The sequence below is a fragment of the Edaphovirga cremea genome (assembly GCF_003332275.1).
GTDB classification, from domain to species: domain Bacteria; phylum Pseudomonadota; class Gammaproteobacteria; order Enterobacterales; family Enterobacteriaceae; genus Edaphovirga; species Edaphovirga cremea.
Window position 1 is genome coordinate 99,488 of the sequence record NZ_QOVA01000010.1, and the last position, 18,031, is coordinate 117,518.

15 protein-coding genes and 1 pseudogene are annotated in these 18,031 nt (G+C 46.7%); 7 read left to right on the forward strand and 9 right to left on the reverse strand.

Features of this window, described 5'->3' with window-relative positions:
* Positions 1-54: 54 nt before the first annotated feature.
* The 4 genes from DRI82_RS14905 to DRI82_RS14920 are packed head-to-tail and all read right to left on the reverse strand — an operon-like array spanning position 55 to position 3,089.
* A complete protein-coding gene (locus tag DRI82_RS14905; protein ID WP_157968081.1) occupies positions 55-681 on the reverse strand; it encodes an MFS transporter in 627 nt (208 codons plus the stop codon).
* Between the two features lie 34 nt (positions 682-715).
* The gene (locus tag DRI82_RS14910; RefSeq protein ID WP_114194702.1) at positions 716-1,447 is read right to left on the reverse strand and encodes an MFS transporter; all 732 of its coding nucleotides are present in this window, start codon (positions 1,445-1,447) and stop codon (positions 716-718) included.
* 2 nt (positions 1,448-1,449) lie between these two features.
* Positions 1,450-2,406 carry a cytochrome c nitrite reductase subunit NrfD gene (nrfD, locus tag DRI82_RS14915; RefSeq protein WP_114194703.1) on the reverse strand — a complete coding sequence of 319 codons (957 nt, stop codon included), beginning with the start codon at positions 2,404-2,406 and terminating at the stop codon, positions 1,450-1,452.
* Positions 2,403-3,089: a 4Fe-4S dicluster domain-containing protein gene (locus DRI82_RS14920; protein ID WP_114194704.1), complete on the reverse strand. Its 687-nt coding sequence runs from the start codon at positions 3,087-3,089 to the stop codon at positions 2,403-2,405. Before DRI82_RS14920 ends, nrfD begins: the two co-directional genes overlap by 4 nt.
* Before the next feature lie 321 nt (positions 3,090-3,410).
* Here DRI82_RS14920 and DRI82_RS14925 point away from each other — a divergent pair, with 321 nt between their 5' ends.
* The 4 genes from DRI82_RS14925 (at position 3,411) to DRI82_RS14940 (ending at position 8,654) form a co-directional block, all read left to right on the forward strand.
* On the forward strand, positions 3,411-4,340 hold the full coding sequence (locus DRI82_RS14925; protein WP_114194705.1) for a LysR family transcriptional regulator: 930 nt from the start codon (positions 3,411-3,413) through the stop codon (positions 4,338-4,340).
* Between the two features lie 248 nt (positions 4,341-4,588).
* Positions 4,589-6,202 carry a sensor histidine kinase gene (locus tag DRI82_RS14930; protein ID WP_114194706.1) on the forward strand — a complete coding sequence of 538 codons (1,614 nt, stop codon included), beginning with the start codon at positions 4,589-4,591 and terminating at the stop codon, positions 6,200-6,202.
* Entirely contained in the window at positions 6,195-6,926 is a 732-nt protein-coding gene (gene dcuR / locus DRI82_RS14935; RefSeq protein ID WP_114194707.1) for a two-component system response regulator DcuR, read from the forward strand. Before DRI82_RS14930 ends, dcuR begins: the two co-directional genes overlap by 8 nt.
* A 387-nt stretch (positions 6,927-7,313) precedes the next feature.
* Positions 7,314-8,654, forward strand: a complete 1,341-nt coding sequence (locus DRI82_RS14940; protein WP_114194708.1) for an anaerobic C4-dicarboxylate transporter — start codon at positions 7,314-7,316, stop codon at positions 8,652-8,654.
* Between the two features lie 157 nt (positions 8,655-8,811).
* On the opposite strand, the gene frdD is transcribed toward DRI82_RS14940, so the two are convergent.
* The 5 genes from frdD to DRI82_RS14965 all read right to left on the reverse strand — a co-directional run bounded on the left by frdD (position 8,812) and on the right by DRI82_RS14965 (position 13,383).
* Positions 8,812-9,162 carry a fumarate reductase subunit FrdD gene (frdD, locus tag DRI82_RS14945; protein ID WP_114194709.1) on the reverse strand — a complete coding sequence of 117 codons (351 nt, stop codon included), beginning with the start codon at positions 9,160-9,162 and terminating at the stop codon, positions 8,812-8,814.
* A gap of 16 nt (positions 9,163-9,178) precedes the next feature.
* Positions 9,179-9,577 (reverse strand): fumarate reductase subunit FrdC, encoded by a 399-nt coding sequence (gene frdC, locus DRI82_RS14950; protein WP_114194710.1) that lies wholly within the window; start codon positions 9,575-9,577, stop codon positions 9,179-9,181.
* 11 nt (positions 9,578-9,588) lie between these two features.
* Positions 9,589-10,323 (reverse strand): succinate dehydrogenase/fumarate reductase iron-sulfur subunit, encoded by a 735-nt coding sequence (locus DRI82_RS14955; RefSeq protein ID WP_114194711.1) that lies wholly within the window; start codon positions 10,321-10,323, stop codon positions 9,589-9,591.
* Positions 10,316-12,112: a fumarate reductase (quinol) flavoprotein subunit gene (gene frdA, locus DRI82_RS14960; protein WP_114194712.1), complete on the reverse strand. Its 1,797-nt coding sequence runs from the start codon at positions 12,110-12,112 to the stop codon at positions 10,316-10,318. Before frdA ends, DRI82_RS14955 begins: the two co-directional genes overlap by 8 nt.
* 401 nt (positions 12,113-12,513) lie before the next feature.
* The gene (locus tag DRI82_RS14965) at positions 12,514-13,383 is read right to left on the reverse strand and encodes an AraC family transcriptional regulator (protein WP_114194713.1); all 870 of its coding nucleotides are present in this window, start codon (positions 13,381-13,383) and stop codon (positions 12,514-12,516) included.
* A gap of 237 nt (positions 13,384-13,620) precedes the next feature.
* On the opposite strand from DRI82_RS14965, the pseudogene DRI82_RS14970 reads away from it, so the two are divergent.
* From DRI82_RS14970 to DRI82_RS14980, 3 genes and pseudogenes are all read left to right on the forward strand, one after another.
* Positions 13,621-15,506, forward strand: a pseudogene (locus DRI82_RS14970) (DUF2264 domain-containing protein).
* A 29-nt stretch (positions 15,507-15,535) separates the two neighbouring features.
* The gene (locus tag DRI82_RS14975) at positions 15,536-16,807 is read left to right on the forward strand and encodes an oligosaccharide MFS transporter (protein WP_114194714.1); all 1,272 of its coding nucleotides are present in this window, start codon (positions 15,536-15,538) and stop codon (positions 16,805-16,807) included.
* Positions 16,808-16,836: 29 nt separating this feature from the next.
* Positions 16,837-18,027 carry a glycoside hydrolase family 88 protein gene (locus DRI82_RS14980; protein ID WP_114194741.1) on the forward strand — a complete coding sequence of 397 codons (1,191 nt, stop codon included), beginning with the start codon at positions 16,837-16,839 and terminating at the stop codon, positions 18,025-18,027.
* Positions 18,028-18,031: the final 4 nt, after the last annotated feature.

An 18,031-nucleotide genomic window follows, 5' to 3' on the forward strand; every position in this document is an offset into this window, starting at 1 on the left:
AAAATCTGTTATCTGATCTATTTATTATCTGAACAAAAGGTAATAGCCACGTCGTTAACTTCCCTGAATTAAATAGCGGCCATCTTTCTGGTTGAGTCGGTTGAAAAAAAAGCAACACGAAGGCAATATCACAGCGACAACCAGGAAAAAAACACCATAATTGCTGACTCCAAGAGGTATTTCATAGGCAGAGAAAAAACGCAGTAGTAAAAAAGAAAGTGACGTACTTACTGCGATAGACATTAACTGCGCGACCGTAATTACGCTATTACCTGAATTATAGGTATCGTCGGTCAAATCGCTAAACGCCAGGATGTTTAGAGAAGAGTAAAGCGTAGAACTACACCAACCGAACATAAAGTTAAGCACGGCAAACGTGAATATTGATTTTTCCGCCATCGAAAGACATAAAAGCATGATAGATATTGCGGTTAAAACGGTAGATAACATCAAAACATAACGGAAACCTAACCCTTGCAATAGTTTTTCCAGCATCAGCTTCGAAAAAACAAACCCCATAGAAAATGATAGCATAATCATACTGACTACCATGGAATCAAAACCAAGTTTTGTCTGTAGCATGGTGGATAAAACAACGGGCGTGCTTGATATCAGTATTCTGGACAGCATACTGCCACTCAGGGCAATAGCGAATGTTTTAACCTTAAGTAACGCGTTCAAAGTCCCATCGGGATTTTTATCGAAAAACCTTACTTTATAGACAAGAATAAGCAGTGCCGCAACAAAGAAAAAACATCAGGTTATACTGCCGTTGAATATAGGGTTTACCCGCCGTCATGACACCAAACAAAAACAGCAACAATGCACCGACGATTAAAAAGTATCCCTTGTGGCTGAAGCTTTGCTTGCATTTGGTCAGGTCAGGAATAATAGTCTGTGCCATGAACAAGCAAGCAAAGGCTATGGGAACGTTGATCATGAAAATCATTCGCCATGAAAAACAAGCAATCAGGAAACCCGCCAATACCGGCCCCAGAATAACGCCCCCTATTCCCATTAATGTCACCCGATTAAGCAGCATCAGTTTCAATGAAGGTATTGTTATTCTTAGTAAAACCGTCTTGATGACGGGCAGCATCAGCGCTCCGCCTATCCCCTGGATGAATCTTGCAGTGACCAACTCAGACAATGAATTGGCGAATGCACACCATAGTGAGCCCGCAATGAATATCGCCAATGAAATTACATAAACCGTTTTCTCATTTAAACAGCCACATAACCAACCGGTTAACGGCGTAAAAATAATAAAGGCAACAATATAAGCGACGATAACGACATCCATATACAGTGCTGAATCCAGTTGCAATGCTGACAAGTGCATAGACAATGATATAGCTGGCAAAGCCATATATAGCATGGTGCTATCCAGCGATTGCATAAAAAAGGTGACTGATGCCAACCAAAACAGGAGCCATTGTCTGTTCATCGTTATGCCACTGTCATTTGCCCAGCATAGAGTATAAATATGCGTAAGGAGAAAACACTGAATAGCCCAACCGCTGCCATAAGTACCACATACTTACGGTTCTGCTTTATATTCTCACTAAAAACCCTATTGGAGAGCAGAGGCAGTATTATTCCCAACCCGACGACACAACTCCAGAAAACTCCGCCCCAAAAACCATTAAGCGTATTCATTGCCGCCACGGTCTTTTGTCCCCCGCCCAGAATCAACCCAACAAAAAATGAGCACAAGAGTAACGCTTCAAGATAAATTAATGGCCGTTCCAGTTTATGGATAAAATGCAGAGAGGCGGTATATTCAAAGCGTTTGTTTGTTAATGAACAATACAGCATGATCATGATGACCCCGGAGGTGACTCCAGAGACAAGAAACAGCAAGGGTAAAACAGGATTATTCAGCAAGGGATAGGATTTTAATGCCGAAAGAAGAAAGCCGGTATAACATCCCAATGCCACAGCCAAAATAAAAAGACTCTTTTCGACCCCGGATTGGCATCTTACTAAAAAATCAAGCACAGCGTTCAACTTAATTAATATTGTCGAATGAGTTGGACTTAAAAAAACCTTCAATCGGTTATGATAAATATTCACTATCCATACTATCAATACCAGCATATAGACCTGGAATAACAACACGCCTAACGACATAATGGAACTGACATTGTAAAACACCATCAAATACCAAAATGTCAGCGGTTTTGTGAGGTGAAAAATAAGAATGCTTAATCCCAAAATCACACTCAATGGCGAAATAATCGTTGTGGCGATGATAACACTGTCTCTGGCGGGGTCGATGTCCGCTCTTTTCCCCTTAAGAAAAATAGCCAGAATAACCATTCCTGACGAAATACCCACTAGCAATAAGTAAATGGCAATTGGCCAATCCCATACGAGCGTGTCGAAGTGAAATGCATTGGTCATTTTTGTATTTCCCCGTATTTCCCTGGAATTCTGTAAACTTTAGGCTCAGTTCCCAAATGAAGTTTTGAGCGGTAAACCGGGTTGGCTTTTATCATTTTGGCGATATCGCTGTCTGGATCATCCAGATTGCCAAAGACCAATGCTTTGGTGGGGCAAGCAGAGACGCATGCAGGTTTTTTGCCTTCGGCCAGATTGCTGTCACGGCAAAAATTGCATTTATCCGCCGTATTTGTCACCGGATTGATAAACCTCACCTGATAGGGACAGGCAGCGATACAATAACGACAACCCACACACCGCTTATCGTTGATATCAACAATGCCGGTCTGGCTATCTTTATAGGAGGCTCCCGTTGGGCAAACGCTGACGCAGGGCGGATTCTCGCAGTGTTGACAGGATTTACGAAAAAATTGCCTGATGGCTTTTACGCCTTCTGATGCCGGGACATCAACGGTACGGATTATTTCAAGGCGACTCACGCCATCTGGAACAACGTTGGTTTTCTTGCAGGCTGTCACGCACGCATTGCAGCCAATGCAACGCAGCTCGTAATGCAACATGCCATATCGGGTCGTATTGCTCTTCTGAGCGACGTGAATATCTTCAGAGCGAGCGTCACTCCCTGTGATAAAAATAGCACTTCCCATATAGGCGATAAAATGTCTGCGCGAACAATTGCCCATAATTCACCCTTACTTTTTATAATGTCCATTTTATCGTTATTATTACCAGCAAAAATTAACTTGGTAAGTGAGCACAACGTCTCAACGCTGACATTGGTAATTAACGTGATACTTTACGGAAATACAGGCTTTTTTGCTGCTGAATTTCCAGGAACGACAAGGCAACTATTTTTCTATTTCTATTAGTACGTCTCTCATTAGCTGCTTTTGATTTTTATCATATTATTCCCAGAGTTGATCATACAACTGTGAGATTGATCACGTTTAATTTTTCACATTTCAATATATAAGTTATAATAGATTGCTATAAATGGAGGAAGCATGCTCAATTTGAAAAGGATAATATATTTTTACGAGCTTAAAATTGCTGGGGGTTTTACAAAAGCCGCCAGCAGGCTTAACATATCTCAACCACATCTATCACAGGAAATAAACAAGCTAGAGATAGACTTGGGAAAACCGCTAATAAAAAGGACCACCCGGTCTTTTGCTGTCACGGAATTTGGTGAGGCTTTTTTCAAGAAAATAGAAAATCTGGTGAATGAGCATAGCGAAATCGAGAAGTTCATTACCGGCTATAAGAGCAGTAATGAGTGCTCATTGACTGTGGGTGTCATCCCCATTTTCAATCGATTTAAATATTATGAGATATTCAGCCTTTTTAAATGCCAACATCCTGAAATAAACACCTCTTTTATTGATGGTTTTAGTTCTCAACTTTTTGAAAAAATTAAAAAAATGGAGATCCACCTGGCATTCTTGACACCCATTGATGAGTATTTTCAAGATCCAGGCATTGAAATAATTGAACTCTTTGAAGAAGAGATATCTTTAATTATGTCAGATACGCATCCACTGGCCCATGCTGACTCACTGACATTACGTGGTCTTATCAGCGAACAACTTATTGTTCCACAGAGAGGCACGGGGGAATTCCAGGCAGTGACGAAAGCCTTTACTGAAATCAATACTGCCCCTACCAGTTTATTTGAGTGCAGTAATATGGAGATCATCATCGATCTGGTGAAGAGCCAATCTTGCATTGTTTTCCTGACGCGCTCAGTGGTTGAGAAATTGGATATGAACGGACTGGTAAATGTTCGTCTTGATAATAATTTAAAACGAAAGGTTGCGGTTAGCTTTTTAAAAAACCAGTCCAGGAATCCTTTTATTAAATTGTTTATCAGTTTCCTGCACCAATATAATAAGGATAACCTTCCTCTGGCGGCAACCGCGTTAAAAAATTCATAGCGGACACACTTACGTTCGCTTGGTGCATCTACTCTCAGGGCAAGGTCTTGAAACGAGTATGTTCTCCTTCACAATAAAAATGTGCGTTATCACAATGACCCCTGTGCAATAATGGTTTATATTCAGCAGCATAATACTCGTTTTATGTAATATGCAGATATCAGCTACAGTGTATTGTGATGATAATAATTCCTATTACTATTTTCCATTTATGAGAATGTCTCACACCAGGATTTACCGGGGTTTCTATGCGTAGCCTGAAGATACCGCTTAAACTAAGCACATCAGTGATTCTGATGGTTTCCGGAGTAATTATTTCGGTATTACTCGCGGTGCATTCCCTTTTCTTCAATCAAATTAGTCAATTGGCTGAAAATAGCTTTCGTGAGAAAGCTTTCGCCATCTCGCGCACCCTGGCGATTACACCAGAAATCGTGCAGGGTCTGAGCGACAAACGCAAGGCCGCCGCCATCCAACCCTTCGCAGAACGTGTAAAAGAGCAAAATGGTCTGCTATTTATTACCGTGACCGATATGCAAGGGATACGGTATTCGCATCCCAATGCCAGTTTGCTGGGCAAGCTTTTTGTCGGGGACGATATTTTCCCTGCGCTCAAGGGCAAAGAAAATCAGGCGATAAATCAAGGTACGCTGGAACGTGCGCTACGCGTATTTACCCCGGTCTATAACAGCGAACATCAACAAATTGGGGTTGTCGCGTTGGGTATCTCGCTGGTTAAGGTTCAGAGCATTGTGAATAATAATCGCCAGAACCTGCTGTGGACTGCCCTCTTCGGCTGCATTGTCGGGGGAATTGGCACGTGGCTTCTGGTGAGTGCCTTAAAACGCATCATGCTGGGTTTTGAACCCCACGAAATCGCCAACTTGTTCGAAGAACGCAATGCCATGTTGCAGTCGATGAAGGAAGGCGTAATCGCCGTGGATCAACAGGGGCAAATTACCCTGATTAATGATGAAGCGGAACGGCTGTTCAAGCAACGGGGGCCAAAAGATAATATGGCCGTAAATGCAGCCAGCGAGCAATGGCCTGAATTGTTGCATTTGCAGGAAGTGATGAACACCGGCGTGATGCAGCGCGACAGAGAAAGTCACATCAACGGCAATATCCTGCTCAGCAATACGGTTCCCGTGCGGGTCAACGGCGAAATTGTAGGGGCAATCGCTACGTTCAGAGACAAAACCGAGGTCAGCCAATTACTTGAGCGTTTGAGTGGCATGTCGACGTATGCCGACGCGTTGCGTACCCAGGCCCATGAGTTCAAAAACAAACTCCATGTCATTCTTGGGATGTTGCATCTCAAGCATTATCAGGAGTTAGAGCGTTATATTTTGAATACGGCGCAAAATTACCAGGATGCGATTGGCTCGTTGATTCGGATGATTAAATCACCGGAAATTGCCGGTTTTCTGCTGGGGAAGATGAATCGCGCGCGCGATTTGGGGATCACCTTGCAGTTAACTGAAGAGAGCTTTTTACCTTATACCGATGATGTTGAGACGACCAATGTTATCATCACTGCGTTAGGGAATGTGCTGGAAAATGCTTTTGATGCGCTCTCCGGCTACAGTGCCCGAACCATTACCGTCAGCTTTGATTTTCTTGACGGGATGTTACATTGCACCGTCAGCGATGATGGCCCAGGGATTGAGCCGGATATCATTGACAAGATTTTCCAGCGTGGATTTTCGACCAAAGGAAACGGCCGTGGCATTGGTCTCCACCTGGCAAAACTAAGCATTCAAGCGCATGGAGGAAATATTGATGTCAAGTCTGAACGCGGTATATATACTCGTTTTTATCTTACCCTGCCCTACCTTACAGACGAGGTGAATCATGATTAATGTGATGATCGTTGATGATGACGCCATGGTCGCGGAACTCAATAAATGTTATCTGAGTCAGATCAGTGGGTTTCATTGCAGTGCCATCGCCTCGACATTACAGCAGGCCAGGGAGTTGCTTGCCGATCCTGATAATCAGATCGATCTGATTCTGTTGGATATCTTTATGCAACAGGAAAACGGGTTGGATCTGCTGCCCACCGTCCGTGAACTCAGTGAACAAACTGACGTGGTCATCATCTCCTCCGCCAGCGATGTCAATACCGTTAAAAAAGCACTTAAATATGGCGTGGTGGATTACCTGATCAAGCCATTCCAATTCTCCCGTTTTGAGCAGGCGCTGACGGATTACCGTGAAGAGGTGAGTCTCACCGAAAACCGGGAGAACTTCGCACAATCGGATATCGATTACCTGCTTTATAATAAGGGCGGGCACGGTCAGGGAGCAGGGAAAGAGAGGAAAAAGCTGCCAAAGGGACTCACGGCCATCACATTGCGGACGATCTGCGAGTGGATAGCTAAAAATCAGGACGTAGAATTTTCTACCGACATGCTGGCTAATGCCATTGACGTATCACGGGTATCTTGTAGAAAATACCTCACTTATTTGTCTGATATTGGTATTCTTAATACGTCTATATTTTATGGCTCATTAGGCAGACCGGTCTTTCAATATCGGTTAATGCCGGATAAACTGGTTCTGCTTAACCAATGTTATCTATGATCTTGACGAGCGGGCAGGATATTTCCTACTATTTTGCCTGGCACACTCTTTTAGGTAAAAACCCTTTTTACTTAGCAAAGGAATAGTCACGCATTAAACTATCGGCAGGCCGGTCGCCCCTTAGTTTCCGGCCTCGGTCAGCCTATTTGCCCACTTATTAGAATAGTGACCTACCGCAATTCACAACCAGATTTAATATCTATTACTCATAATGGCAACATTATAATAACTGCAATTAAACAAACAAAGTTTAATATAATATTTAAATCTTTTATTAACTAAAAAAAACTGCAATGTGTGATCCCTCTCCCTCAATAGAAATGAAAAGAAGATAACTATTAACCTCATAAAAATTAAATGTATTTACTCGATAAGAAAGAGGTGCGCATGTTATTTACTATTCAACTCATCGTCATCCTAATCTGTCTCTTTTACGGAGCCAGAAAAGGTGGGATTGCACTGGGGTTACTGGGCGGTATTGGATTAATAATACTGGTTTTCGTTTTTCATCTGCAACCCGGCAAACCACCGGTTGACGTAATGCTGGTTATTATCGCCGTGGTGGCCGCTTCTGCGACACTTCAGGCATCAGGCGGCCTCGATGTGATGCTGCAAATTGCAGAGCGCTTGTTACGTCGCAACCCTAAATATGTCTCCATCGTCGCTCCGTTCGTTACCTGTATATTGACCATCCTTTGCGGTACAGGGCATGTGGTATATACAATTCTGCCCATTATCTATGATGTGGCAATCAAAAATAACATTCGCCCAGAAAGACCCATGGCTGCCAGCTCCATTGGGGCACAAATGGGGATTATTGCCAGCCCGGTGTCCGTTGCGGTAGTGTCACTGGTTGCGATGCTGGGTAACTTTACCTTTAATGGCAAGCATCTGGAATTCCTGGATCTGCTGGCTATCACCATTCCTTCCACCCTTTGCGGTATTTTGGCAATTGGTATCTTCAGTTGGTTCCGTGGAAAGGATTTGGATAAAGACGAAAAATTCCAGGAATTCATTGCTGATCCAGAAAACTACAAATATGTTTACGGTGACACAGCAACATTATTGGACAAAAAATTGCCTACCAGTAACTGGGTGGCAATGTGGATCTTCCTGGGTACCATCGCTATCGTTGCGCTGTTAGGTGCATTTTCCGAACTGCGTCCAGTATTCGACGGCAAACCGCTGTCCATGGTGCTGGTTATCCAGATGTTTATGTTGTGTGCGGGCGCGATCATTATTATCGCCACCAAAACCAATCCGGCCAATATCTCTAAAAACGAAGTTTTCCGTTCAGGCATGATCGCCATCGTGGCGGTTTATGGTATCGCCTGGATGGCTGAAACCATGTTTGGTGCCCACCTGAGTGAGATCAAATCCGCGCTGGGAACTCTCGTTAAAGAATATCCCTGGGCCTACGCCATCGTCTTGCTGATCGTCTCCAAGTTTGTTAACTCACAGGCTGCGGCACTTGCAGCGATTGTGCCTGTCGCGCTGGCTATCGGCGTCGATCCGGCTTATATCATCGCCTCTGCACCGGCCTGTTATGGCTATTATATTTTACCAACCTACCCAAGCGATCTGGCAGCGATTCAGTTTGACCGCTCTGGAACCACGAATATCGGACGGTTTGTTATCAACCACAGCTTTATTATGGTCGGTTTAATCGGGGTTTCCGTGTCGTGCGTGATGGGTTGGGTATTGGCCGCCGCGTACGGATTCCTATAAGCGCTGTGGGTATTACGTAATCTTCTGTTTAGACATTATCATCACGAAAAAAAATACTGCGTCAGGTCATTCCTGGCGCAGTATTTTACTTTGAAGACTCTTTAAGAACGCTATTTCGGGTAAAACGCGATCTATCTTCTGCCTAACTATTTATATTCTAAATAATCCCAATCACTGTCACTACACTGAGAATCATCGCCAATCCATAAAAAACCCATTTACCCGCCGGGATATGGATTTTCAAATCGTGCATGGCGTGATGCATGCGGTGCAGGCCACACCAGATTGGCAAGACGATCATCAGTAACAAGAAGATGCGGCCAATGAAAGTCTGACTGAATGCAGCAATGCGCTCATAACTGAGTGCATCACCGGGGTAGGCGCCCAGTGGCAATAAAATCCCCACCAACAGGATCACCGCTGGCGCTATAATCGCCGTCCACATACCACCCGCACCGAATAGCCCCCAAAAAACGGGTTCATCTGAACGTTTTGGTGTCTGCTTCATGATGTTCTCCTGTCAGTTAAAGTAATACGACGCCAAGGATGATCGCCGTGGCCACAACCATGACCGCCCAGAGTGCTTTGATGATCAACTCCGGTCCCATCTTTTCATCTTTCACAATCACGATGGAGGCTTTGGGAGCCAGCTCAAACCAGGTTTTGGTATGAAGTAACGCGGCCGCCAGTGCAATCGCGTTGATCAGTAGCACCACGGGATTCTGCAGGAAGTGGAGAAAGCTTTCCCATCCGGCGGCACCGCCTTTCAGTGAAAATACACCGTATAGCAGCACAATACTGAACCAGACCGCGGGAACTGCCGTCCCTTCCCGCAGCATGTAGAACCGATAGAAGCCCAATTTCTGCCACCAATTCGGTGCCATTCCCCGGACATAAGGTTTACGTTTTGTGATTGAATTCATTTCCCACTCCCTTATTGCGGCCTAAGCATGGCGATCATGAAGTCTTTCGAACTTTCCACTTTCCCTTGCTGGATTGCGGCAGCGGGATCGACATGTTTTGGACACACTTCTGAACAGTAACCGACAAAAGTACAGGACCAGACGCCATTCTCACCGTTGAGTTGTGGCATGCGCTCTTTCTTGCCGTGGTCACGGTTATCGAGGTTATAACGATGCGCCAGCGTGATCGCCGCAGGGCCGATAAACTCAGGATTCAATCCAAATTGCGGACATGCGGCATAACACAGACCACAGTTGATGCATCCTGAGAACTGATGGTATTTCGCCATCTGCGCCGGGGTTTGCAGGTTGGTTCCCTCTTCCGGGCGGCGGTTGTTGCCAATAATGTAAGGTTTGACCGCTTCCAGACTTTCGATGAAATGGGTCATGTCGACCACCAGATCGCGCTCGATCGGGAAGTTCCCCAATGCCTCAACCCGCATACCTTTGGTGTATTCGCGCAAGAACGTTTTACACGCCAGTTTAGGTACCTGATTGACCATCATGCCGCAGGAGCCGCAGATAGCCATTCGGCACGACCAGCGGTAACTGAGGTCGGGTGCCAGGTTATCTTTGATATAACCCAGCGCATCCAGCAATGAGGTCTGCTCATCGTAAGGCACTTCAAACATCTCAAGATGGGGAGCGCTATCGCTTTCCGGGTTATAGCGCAACACCTCCATTTTGAGGGTTTTCATCTCAGCCATTTGCTTGCTCCTTATCCTTTTTGTCCTGAGCATCGGCTTCGCCGCCATAGATCCGTTTTGCCGGTGGCAGCGTAGTGATTTTCACGTCGCCATATTCAAGACGTGGTGCGCCATCGGGAGTCTGGAAAGCCAGGGTGTGCTTGAGGAAATTGACGTCATCACGCTCTGTACAACCCTCATCCAAACGCTGGTGGGCTCCGCGTGATTCCCTGCGGTTGAAGGCCGAATGCGCCATGCACTCTGCCACATTCAAGCCATGACCCAGTTCGATGGTGTAGAGCAGATCGGTATTGAAAACGCTTGAGGTATCGGTGATTTTTACGCGTTTGAAGCGGTCTTTCAGTTCCGCCAGTTTATCTATGGTTTTTTGCATCAATTCTGGCGTGCGGTAGATACCGCAACCTTCTTCCATAGACAGCCCCATTTCGTCGCGAATGGCTCCCCAGTTTTCGTCGCCTTCCTGTTTCATCAGCGTCTGCAGGCGGTTTTCTACGTCACGCGCCTGTGCGTCCAACGCCGCCGCATTGGCCGGCTTCGCGGATTGCGCACGCAAGACTGCCTGTTCACCCGCCAGACGACCGAAGACCACCAGCTCTGCCAGAGAGTTGGAGCCCAGGCGATTCGCACCATGCAAACCGACAGATGAACACTCGCCCACGGCAAACAGTCCCGCAATTCGGGTTTCAGTCTCTGAATTGGTTTCGATGCCGCCCATGGTGTAGTGCGCCGTCGGGCGTACCGGAATCGGTTCTTTCACCGGGTCAACGCCGACATAGGCTTTCGCCAGTTCACAGATAAACGGCAGACGTTCGAGCAGTTTTTTCTCACCCAGATGACGCAAGTCGAGATACACCACATCCCCACGTGGCGTAGGGACAGTGCGACCAGCGCGCCATTCGTGCCAGAATGCCTGGGATACTTTGTCTCGCGGACCCAGCTCCATGTATTTGTTTTTCGGCTCACCCAGTGGGGTTTCTGGCCCCATGCCGTAATCCTGCAGATAACGGTAGCCATCTTTGTTGACCATGATTCCGCCTTCACCGCGGCAACCTTCGGTCATGAGTATGCCTGAACCCGGCAGACCGGTCGGGTGATACTGGACAAACTCCATATCACGCAGAGGCAAACCGTGCTGCAACGCGATGCCCATGCCGTCACCCGTCACAATACCGCCGTTGGTGTTGTAACGGTAAACACGGCCCGCACCGCCAGTGGCCATAACCACGGCATTGGCACGGATCTGGATGCGGCGGCCTTCCATCATATTTATAGCGACCACGCCACGCACTTGTCCATCATCGACCAGGATATCCAGGACGAAGTGTTCATCGAAACGCTGTATCTGGGGATATTTGAGGGACGTTTGGAATAACGTGTGCAGAATATGGAAACCCGTTTTATCGGCGGCGAACCAGGTGCGTTCAATTTTCATTCCACCAAAGCGACGGACGTTGACCCGCCCATCGGGTTTGCGGCTCCAGGGGCATCCCCACTGTTCAAGCTGGATCATCTCCTCGGGACAGTGACGCACGAAGTGGTCGACGACATCCTGTTCACATAACCAGTCGCCACCAGAAACGGTATCGTGGAAATGGGAAGAGAAGGAGTCATTATCCTGGGTTACTGCGGCGGATCCGCCCTCGGCAGCAACGGTATGACTGCGCATGGGATAGACTTTCGAGATTAGCGCGATCTTAAGCTGGGGATTGGCTTCTGCGGCGGCAATCGCCGCACGTAAACCCGCGCCTCCGGCCCCAACGATGGCGATATCGGCATTAAAAATTTGCACTGCATTTCTCCTGTGTCAAATTTATAAAATTGCTCATTGTTTATAGTTCTGAACAAACAGTGATGTACAGATGAACAATGGAGGGATTGATACCGATATCATGGACATTGCAGTTATTGTGATCACCGGCGCCCTTGCCATTGCTTCCATTTAAACAACTAAAGTAACTAAAATAATTAAAAAAACTAAAATAACAAAAAGCAGTAATTCCGCTTTACGCGTACCCGAGTAAAATAATCCTTCAGGGAATAATCAACAGTGAAGCAGATCAACTTTGATCGGCCTTTGCTGAATTAATTGTTGGTATTCCAACATGGCGCACTATAAAAATGAACGCGGATGCAATTAGGTAACAGCAGACCTATAAGTTGCCAACATTTCAAGGGAGGTAGCGGGAACGATTATCCCGCAGAACTGACAATAACCTGATGTTCTTTACGATATTTCAGCGGGGTTTTGCCCATCGTATTTTTAAATGAGCTGATAAAGTAAGTCGAAACAGAAAATCCTACTGCGCGAGCGATATCATGAATCGCCATTTCATTTTTCCGTAACAATTCACAAGCGTATCTAATGCGATAAGTCAGTAAATAATCGTGAATCATTTCTCCGGTTTCCTGGTGGAAACGACGGGATATATAACTCTTCGATAAATTCAAATGTTCTGCCAATGCATCGAGACTGAATTTTTCCGCGTAGTGCTCCTCGATCCATTGCATGACTTTACCCGAGAGCCGATCATCGGCAACCTCATGATTAGCGTTACTTTCTGGCAGGAAGGTCAGTAGGTTCAAGATCAGGCACGCTATATTCTCAAGGCTATAGAGCCCCGAGGAGAAGATCTGTCCATAATGGGTAAAAACCGGATCGATGACATGGTGTATATCACTGAGATCATAAACATAAGCTGGACTGTCACGATGACTTAACCGTTGGAGTTGGGCTTTGTGCTGGGGAAAATCACGCAGATAGGCCGCCACTGCCTTGTTGTCCAGATGGATGATGGTTCGCCGATAGATCTCACTCTGGCTATCCTCGACCATGACCTTGTGCAATTTAAAAGGCGGGAAAATGAAAAGCCGACCGGGTCTCATCGTATACTGCTGATTATCAACAATAATAACACCGTAACCGACTTCGACGTACAACATTTCCAGACACTGGTGCCAGTGATGATAACGCACTGAATTGGCAAACAGCCGACTAAAGGAGATCGCACTCTCTTGCAGGGAAACCAATTCCAAAAATTCGTTGGTAGGTGAGTTTGCCATAGGACAACAGAATTAAGTTTTTTATGATTTAATCACTAAATTAAACCACCATTTTATATTTTTGCAAACGGGGTTTCCTTAAAATAAGCGTAATGTGACGCAGTTAACATTTGAACATCTGCCCGTAAAGATAACCTTTTGCCTAGCGAGATAGTGACATTTGATTTACCGAGCCTGACGTTGAGAATTTTCCCCCATGCAGCGGTGATTAAATACTTTCTGAATCAGAGGGATGTTATGTTCCATGAAAAAATAATAAAAGAAAATCCTTTGTCCAGCCGCCAGGATATGGTCGATTGCCTGAATACCCTACTTTCAGCGCTGGATGAACAGTTTACGGAAAACCAATCCGGTATTCTGCTTGGTCAGACCTGCGCCCATTACGGCCCTGATATTGCGCGAATGGAGGGCTTATCACGCGTGCTGTGGGGAATATTTCCTCTGCTTGCCTCTGGTGATAAAACACCCTACAGCGATAAATATCTCAATGCGATTCGTCAGGGTACCAATCCGGAACATCCTGAGTTTTGGGGAAATACCGGTCCCTATGACCAGCGCCTGGTAGAGATGGCGGTTTATGGTTTGGGACTGGCGCTCATGAAGGAGTCGCTGACCGAGTATTTCACGCCCGAAGAACTGCAGAATCTCTATCTTTGGCTCAATCAGATTACTGATGCTGAAATGCCAGACAGTAACTGGAACTATTTTGCCATAATTGTACAACTGGGATTTAAACAGGCGGGTTTGCCCTGGGATCCTGAGGCCATTGAAAAAAGATTCGCCAAAATGGAAGCCTATTATCTGGATAATGGCTGGTATTCCGACGGCCCAGGTCGCCCAAAGGATTACTATATTTCCATGGCCTTCCACTATTATGGCTTAATCTACGCGACATTAATGGCCGAAGACGATCCACAGCGGTCGGGCGTATTACGCCAACGCGCAATCGAATTTGCCGACAGTTTTATCCATATGTTTTCCGCAGATGGTGCGGCAATGCCTTTCGGTCGCAGCCTCATTTATCGCTTTGCCGAAGCCGCGTTCTGGAGCGCTGTCGCCTTTTCAGGTCTGGATATATTTTCGCAAGACGATTTTCCTACACAAGGTGACTTTCCTACACGAGGAGAAATCAAGGGCATTATTTTACGGCACCTGCGTTGGTGGTTCAAACACCCTATTTTGGATCGTGATGGGATCCTGACAATTGGTTACACCTATCCCAATCTGGTTATGGCAGAGGATTACAATTCACCCGGCTCCCCCTATTGGGCGTTTAAATTATTCCTTATTCTGGCGTTGCCAGAAAGTCATCCGTTCTGGCAATCAGAGGAAAAATCACTGCCTCGCCTGCCTAAAAAAAGGGTGATTCCGCAAGCGGCACAGATATTGGTGCGGGACAGTGAATCAAAACATGTTTATATGCTCACCTCCGGCCAATTGGAATTGAATAACTACGTTAATACCGAGGCAAAATATACAAAATTTGCGTACTCCAGCCTTTTCGGTTTTACCGTTGAGCGTGGCCGATTTGGTTTGAAACATGCGGCCTGCGATTCCATGCTGTTGCTTGCCGAACAGGATAATTATTACCGCGGTCGCCGGGAATGTACTGACGTACTGACTACTGACGAGTTTATCCGTTCCCATTGGTCACCCTGGTATGACGTGCATATTGTGACCTGGCTTATTCCCTGTGGGGATTGGCACATTCGCGTTCATCACATTGATACAGCACGGGTATTGGATGCCGTAGAAGGCGGGTTTGCCGTCAAATATATCCCGGCAACCACCTTGTCTGCAATCAAACCGGCAGCAGTCACGTTCAGGCTGAAAATGGCTACTGCAAAATAGTGAACAGCGATATGGGGATCAGCCGGCAAGCGGACACGCTTATCACACCGCCCAACAGCAGTATTATGTTTGCTGAATGTGCTGCTATTCCGGTACTAACTACCCCCCTTGGGATTGGGGAGCATTGGCTATGCTGTGCGGTCTCAGCATCAGGGCCCGATCAACGAGATATTACCGATCCCCCTGAAATCACTTTGCAGGACAACATCCTGTCTCTTTTCCATCGGGAACAGATGAAAAACATTACCCTCTCCATAGATTTATTATTTTAACGCTTATAAGAATCTTTCTCGGGGCCTATATGAAAAATATCACTGCTGCAAACAAGCTTAATTATTACAAAATCAGTACCTTTATATTTCTCTACTTTTTTACCTGGTCTGCCAGTATTGGTTTACTGGCAATCTGGCTGGGGCAGAAAACGGGCCTCAGCGGTGCCGTCATTGGTACCGTATTTGCAGTAAACGGGATTTTTTCGGTAATTCTTAAACCAATTTACGGTTACATCATGGATAAAAGCGGAATGAGCAAAAACCTGCTCTATTTCGTGGTCGCGATGTCCGCATTAATGGCGCCTTTCTTTATTTATGTTTATCAACCCTTATTGCTCAGCAATACGTTGGTGGGCATTATCGTCGGTGCCATTTATCTGAGCTTCGCCTGGTATGCGGGTGTAGCCGCCTGTGAATCTTATTCCGACCGTTACAGCCGCCTCAATAATATGGAATTCGGCCAGATACGCATGTGGGGATCTTTAGGCTGGGCCGTCGCCGCTTCGTTTTCAGGTGTATTGTTCAATCTTTCTCCTGCGTACAACTTTATTATGGGCAGCGTCGCGTCCGTTATTATGCTCATCGTATTGCTTAGCCTGAAAGTTGATACGACGACGCAACAGGCCGGTGAAGTGTTATCAAAAGAGAAAATCGTTTTCGCCGATGTCATGAACCTGCTGAAAAACCGTAAATTCTGGGCGTTCTGCCTGTATGTTGCCGGTGTGGTCTGGATGATGTTTATCGCCGAACAGCAATTCTCCCGGTATTTCGTCACCTTCTTCAACGATGTGCAGCAGGGCAATGCGATTTTCGGTTACCTCAGCACCGTGCAGTCAGGCACAGAATTCCTGATGTACATGGTGATCCCTTTCCTGGTGAACTACTTCGGTGCCAAGAGAAGCCTGATATTTGTTGGCCTGCTGGTTTCAGCCCGACTGATTGTTTCAGGTCTGTGCGAAAGCCATCTGTTAATTTCCGTTATCAAACCGCTTTACGGTCTGGAAATATCGCTGCTGCTGGTGTCGGTCTTCAAATATATTGCCGAGCATTTCGATAAGCGCGTTAACTCCACCATGTATCTGTTGGGATATCAGGCCATGTTGTACGTCGGGAACGTCGTAATCTCTTCACCCGCAGGCTATCTCTATGACCGGATTGGCTTCGAAAACACCTACGTCATCATGGGCATCATCGCCCTGGTATTTACCGTGATCTCCACCTTCACCCTTTCCGCCTGCCAAAGCCGTCGAGACGCCGGTAAAGGAGCGATGGCAGGTGAACGTGGCGCATTGAAAAACTGATTATGTTGAATTTTAAAGGGGAGAAAACCATGCTTAAGGCTATTGCCAACGAACCATTGCTGCCATTGACGCACAAACCCATTGACCGTATCCGGTTGCGTGAGGAATTGCTGTCAGCGCGTCAGCGCGTTACCCAGTCTTTGGACCGCAATCTGGCTGATTTTGGTGACAAGTTTCCCGCAGAAACCTGCGTGAACGGCTATTACCCACTGACCGACAATGTGGAATGGACCACCAGTTTTTGGACTGGTCAACTGTGGCTGGCCTGGGAAATGACCGGCGACGAGAAATACCGGCTCGCGGCAGAAAAACAGGTGCGCTCGTTCGGTCTGCGCATTGCCGGACGCTACGATACGCAAACCCACGATTTGGGCTTTCTCTACACGCTGTCCTGCGTGGCTGCCTGGCGTTTAACGGCCAACCATGAGGCGCGCGGTTTCTCCCTGCTGGCTGCCGAAGCCCTGCTGGAACGCTACCATCAGAAAGCCCATATCATTCAGGCGTGGGGAAATCTGAGCGATCCCGAACAGGCTGGCCGGATGATCATTGACTGCAACATGAATCTCCCCTTGCTCTACTGGGCCAGCGAGCAGACGGGTGAAAGCCGCTTCGCCGATGCAGCGCGTGCGCACGTGCTTCAGGCTGCCCGCTACCTGATTCGGGAAGATGCTTCCACGTACCATACCTACTATATGGACACCGTGACCGGCGAGCCGCGTTACGGCAATACGCAGCAGGGTTACGCCGATGACTCATGCTGGTCGCGCGGACAGGCGTGGGGTATTTATGGTTTCCTGCTGAGCTATATCTACACCGGCGATAAAGAGATGATTGAGCTGTCCAAGCGGCTGGCGAATTATTTCCTCAACCGCTTGCCGGAAGATGACGTCTGCCATTGGGACCTGGCCCTGTTGGGAACCGATGCCCTGCGTGACAGTTCTTCTGCGGCCATCGCCGTGTGCGGTTTGCTCGAGCTGGTCAAGCATCTGCCCGCTACCGATCCTGACCGCGAAATATATGAAGAAAGGGCGTTGTGCATAATGTCTTCGCTGACCGAAAACTATCTGGCGAAACCGGATGAACCGTGCAATGGCTTGCTCAAGCATTCGGTTTATCATCTCGCCAGTGAAAAAGGCGTTGATGAATGCTGTAGCTGGGGAGACTATTTTTATGTTGAAGCCCTGGTTCGCATAACGCAAAGCTGGAAGCTGTACTGGTAATCCC

What these genes read in the sequence shown, in the direction of transcription:
- DRI82_RS14910 (WP_114194702.1), bottom strand. Translation starts at nt 1,447, where the DNA reads ATGAACAGACAATGGCTCCTGTTTTGGTTGGCATCAGTCACCTTTTTT.
- nrfD (WP_114194703.1), bottom strand. Translation starts at nt 2,406, where the DNA reads ATGACCAATGCATTTCACTTCGACACGCTCGTATGGGATTGGCCAATT.
- DRI82_RS14920 (WP_114194704.1), bottom strand. Translation starts at nt 3,089, where the DNA reads ATGGGCAATTGTTCGCGCAGACATTTTATCGCCTATATGGGAAGTGCT.
- DRI82_RS14925 (WP_114194705.1), top strand. Translation starts at nt 3,411, where the DNA reads ATGCTCAATTTGAAAAGGATAATATATTTTTACGAGCTTAAAATTGCT.
- DRI82_RS14930 (WP_114194706.1), top strand. Translation starts at nt 4,589, where the DNA reads ATGCGTAGCCTGAAGATACCGCTTAAACTAAGCACATCAGTGATTCTG.
- dcuR (WP_114194707.1), top strand. Translation starts at nt 6,195, where the DNA reads ATGATTAATGTGATGATCGTTGATGATGACGCCATGGTCGCGGAACTC.
- DRI82_RS14940 (WP_114194708.1), top strand. Translation starts at nt 7,314, where the DNA reads ATGTTATTTACTATTCAACTCATCGTCATCCTAATCTGTCTCTTTTAC.
- frdD (WP_114194709.1), bottom strand. Translation starts at nt 9,162, where the DNA reads ATGAAGCAGACACCAAAACGTTCAGATGAACCCGTTTTTTGGGGGCTA.
- frdC (WP_114194710.1), bottom strand. Translation starts at nt 9,577, where the DNA reads ATGAATTCAATCACAAAACGTAAACCTTATGTCCGGGGAATGGCACCG.
- DRI82_RS14955 (WP_114194711.1), bottom strand. Translation starts at nt 10,323, where the DNA reads ATGGCTGAGATGAAAACCCTCAAAATGGAGGTGTTGCGCTATAACCCG.
- DRI82_RS14965 (WP_114194713.1), bottom strand. Translation starts at nt 13,383, where the DNA reads ATGGCAAACTCACCTACCAACGAATTTTTGGAATTGGTTTCCCTGCAA.
- DRI82_RS14975 (WP_114194714.1), top strand. Translation starts at nt 15,536, where the DNA reads ATGAAAAATATCACTGCTGCAAACAAGCTTAATTATTACAAAATCAGT.
- DRI82_RS14980 (WP_114194741.1), top strand. Translation starts at nt 16,837, where the DNA reads ATGCTTAAGGCTATTGCCAACGAACCATTGCTGCCATTGACGCACAAA.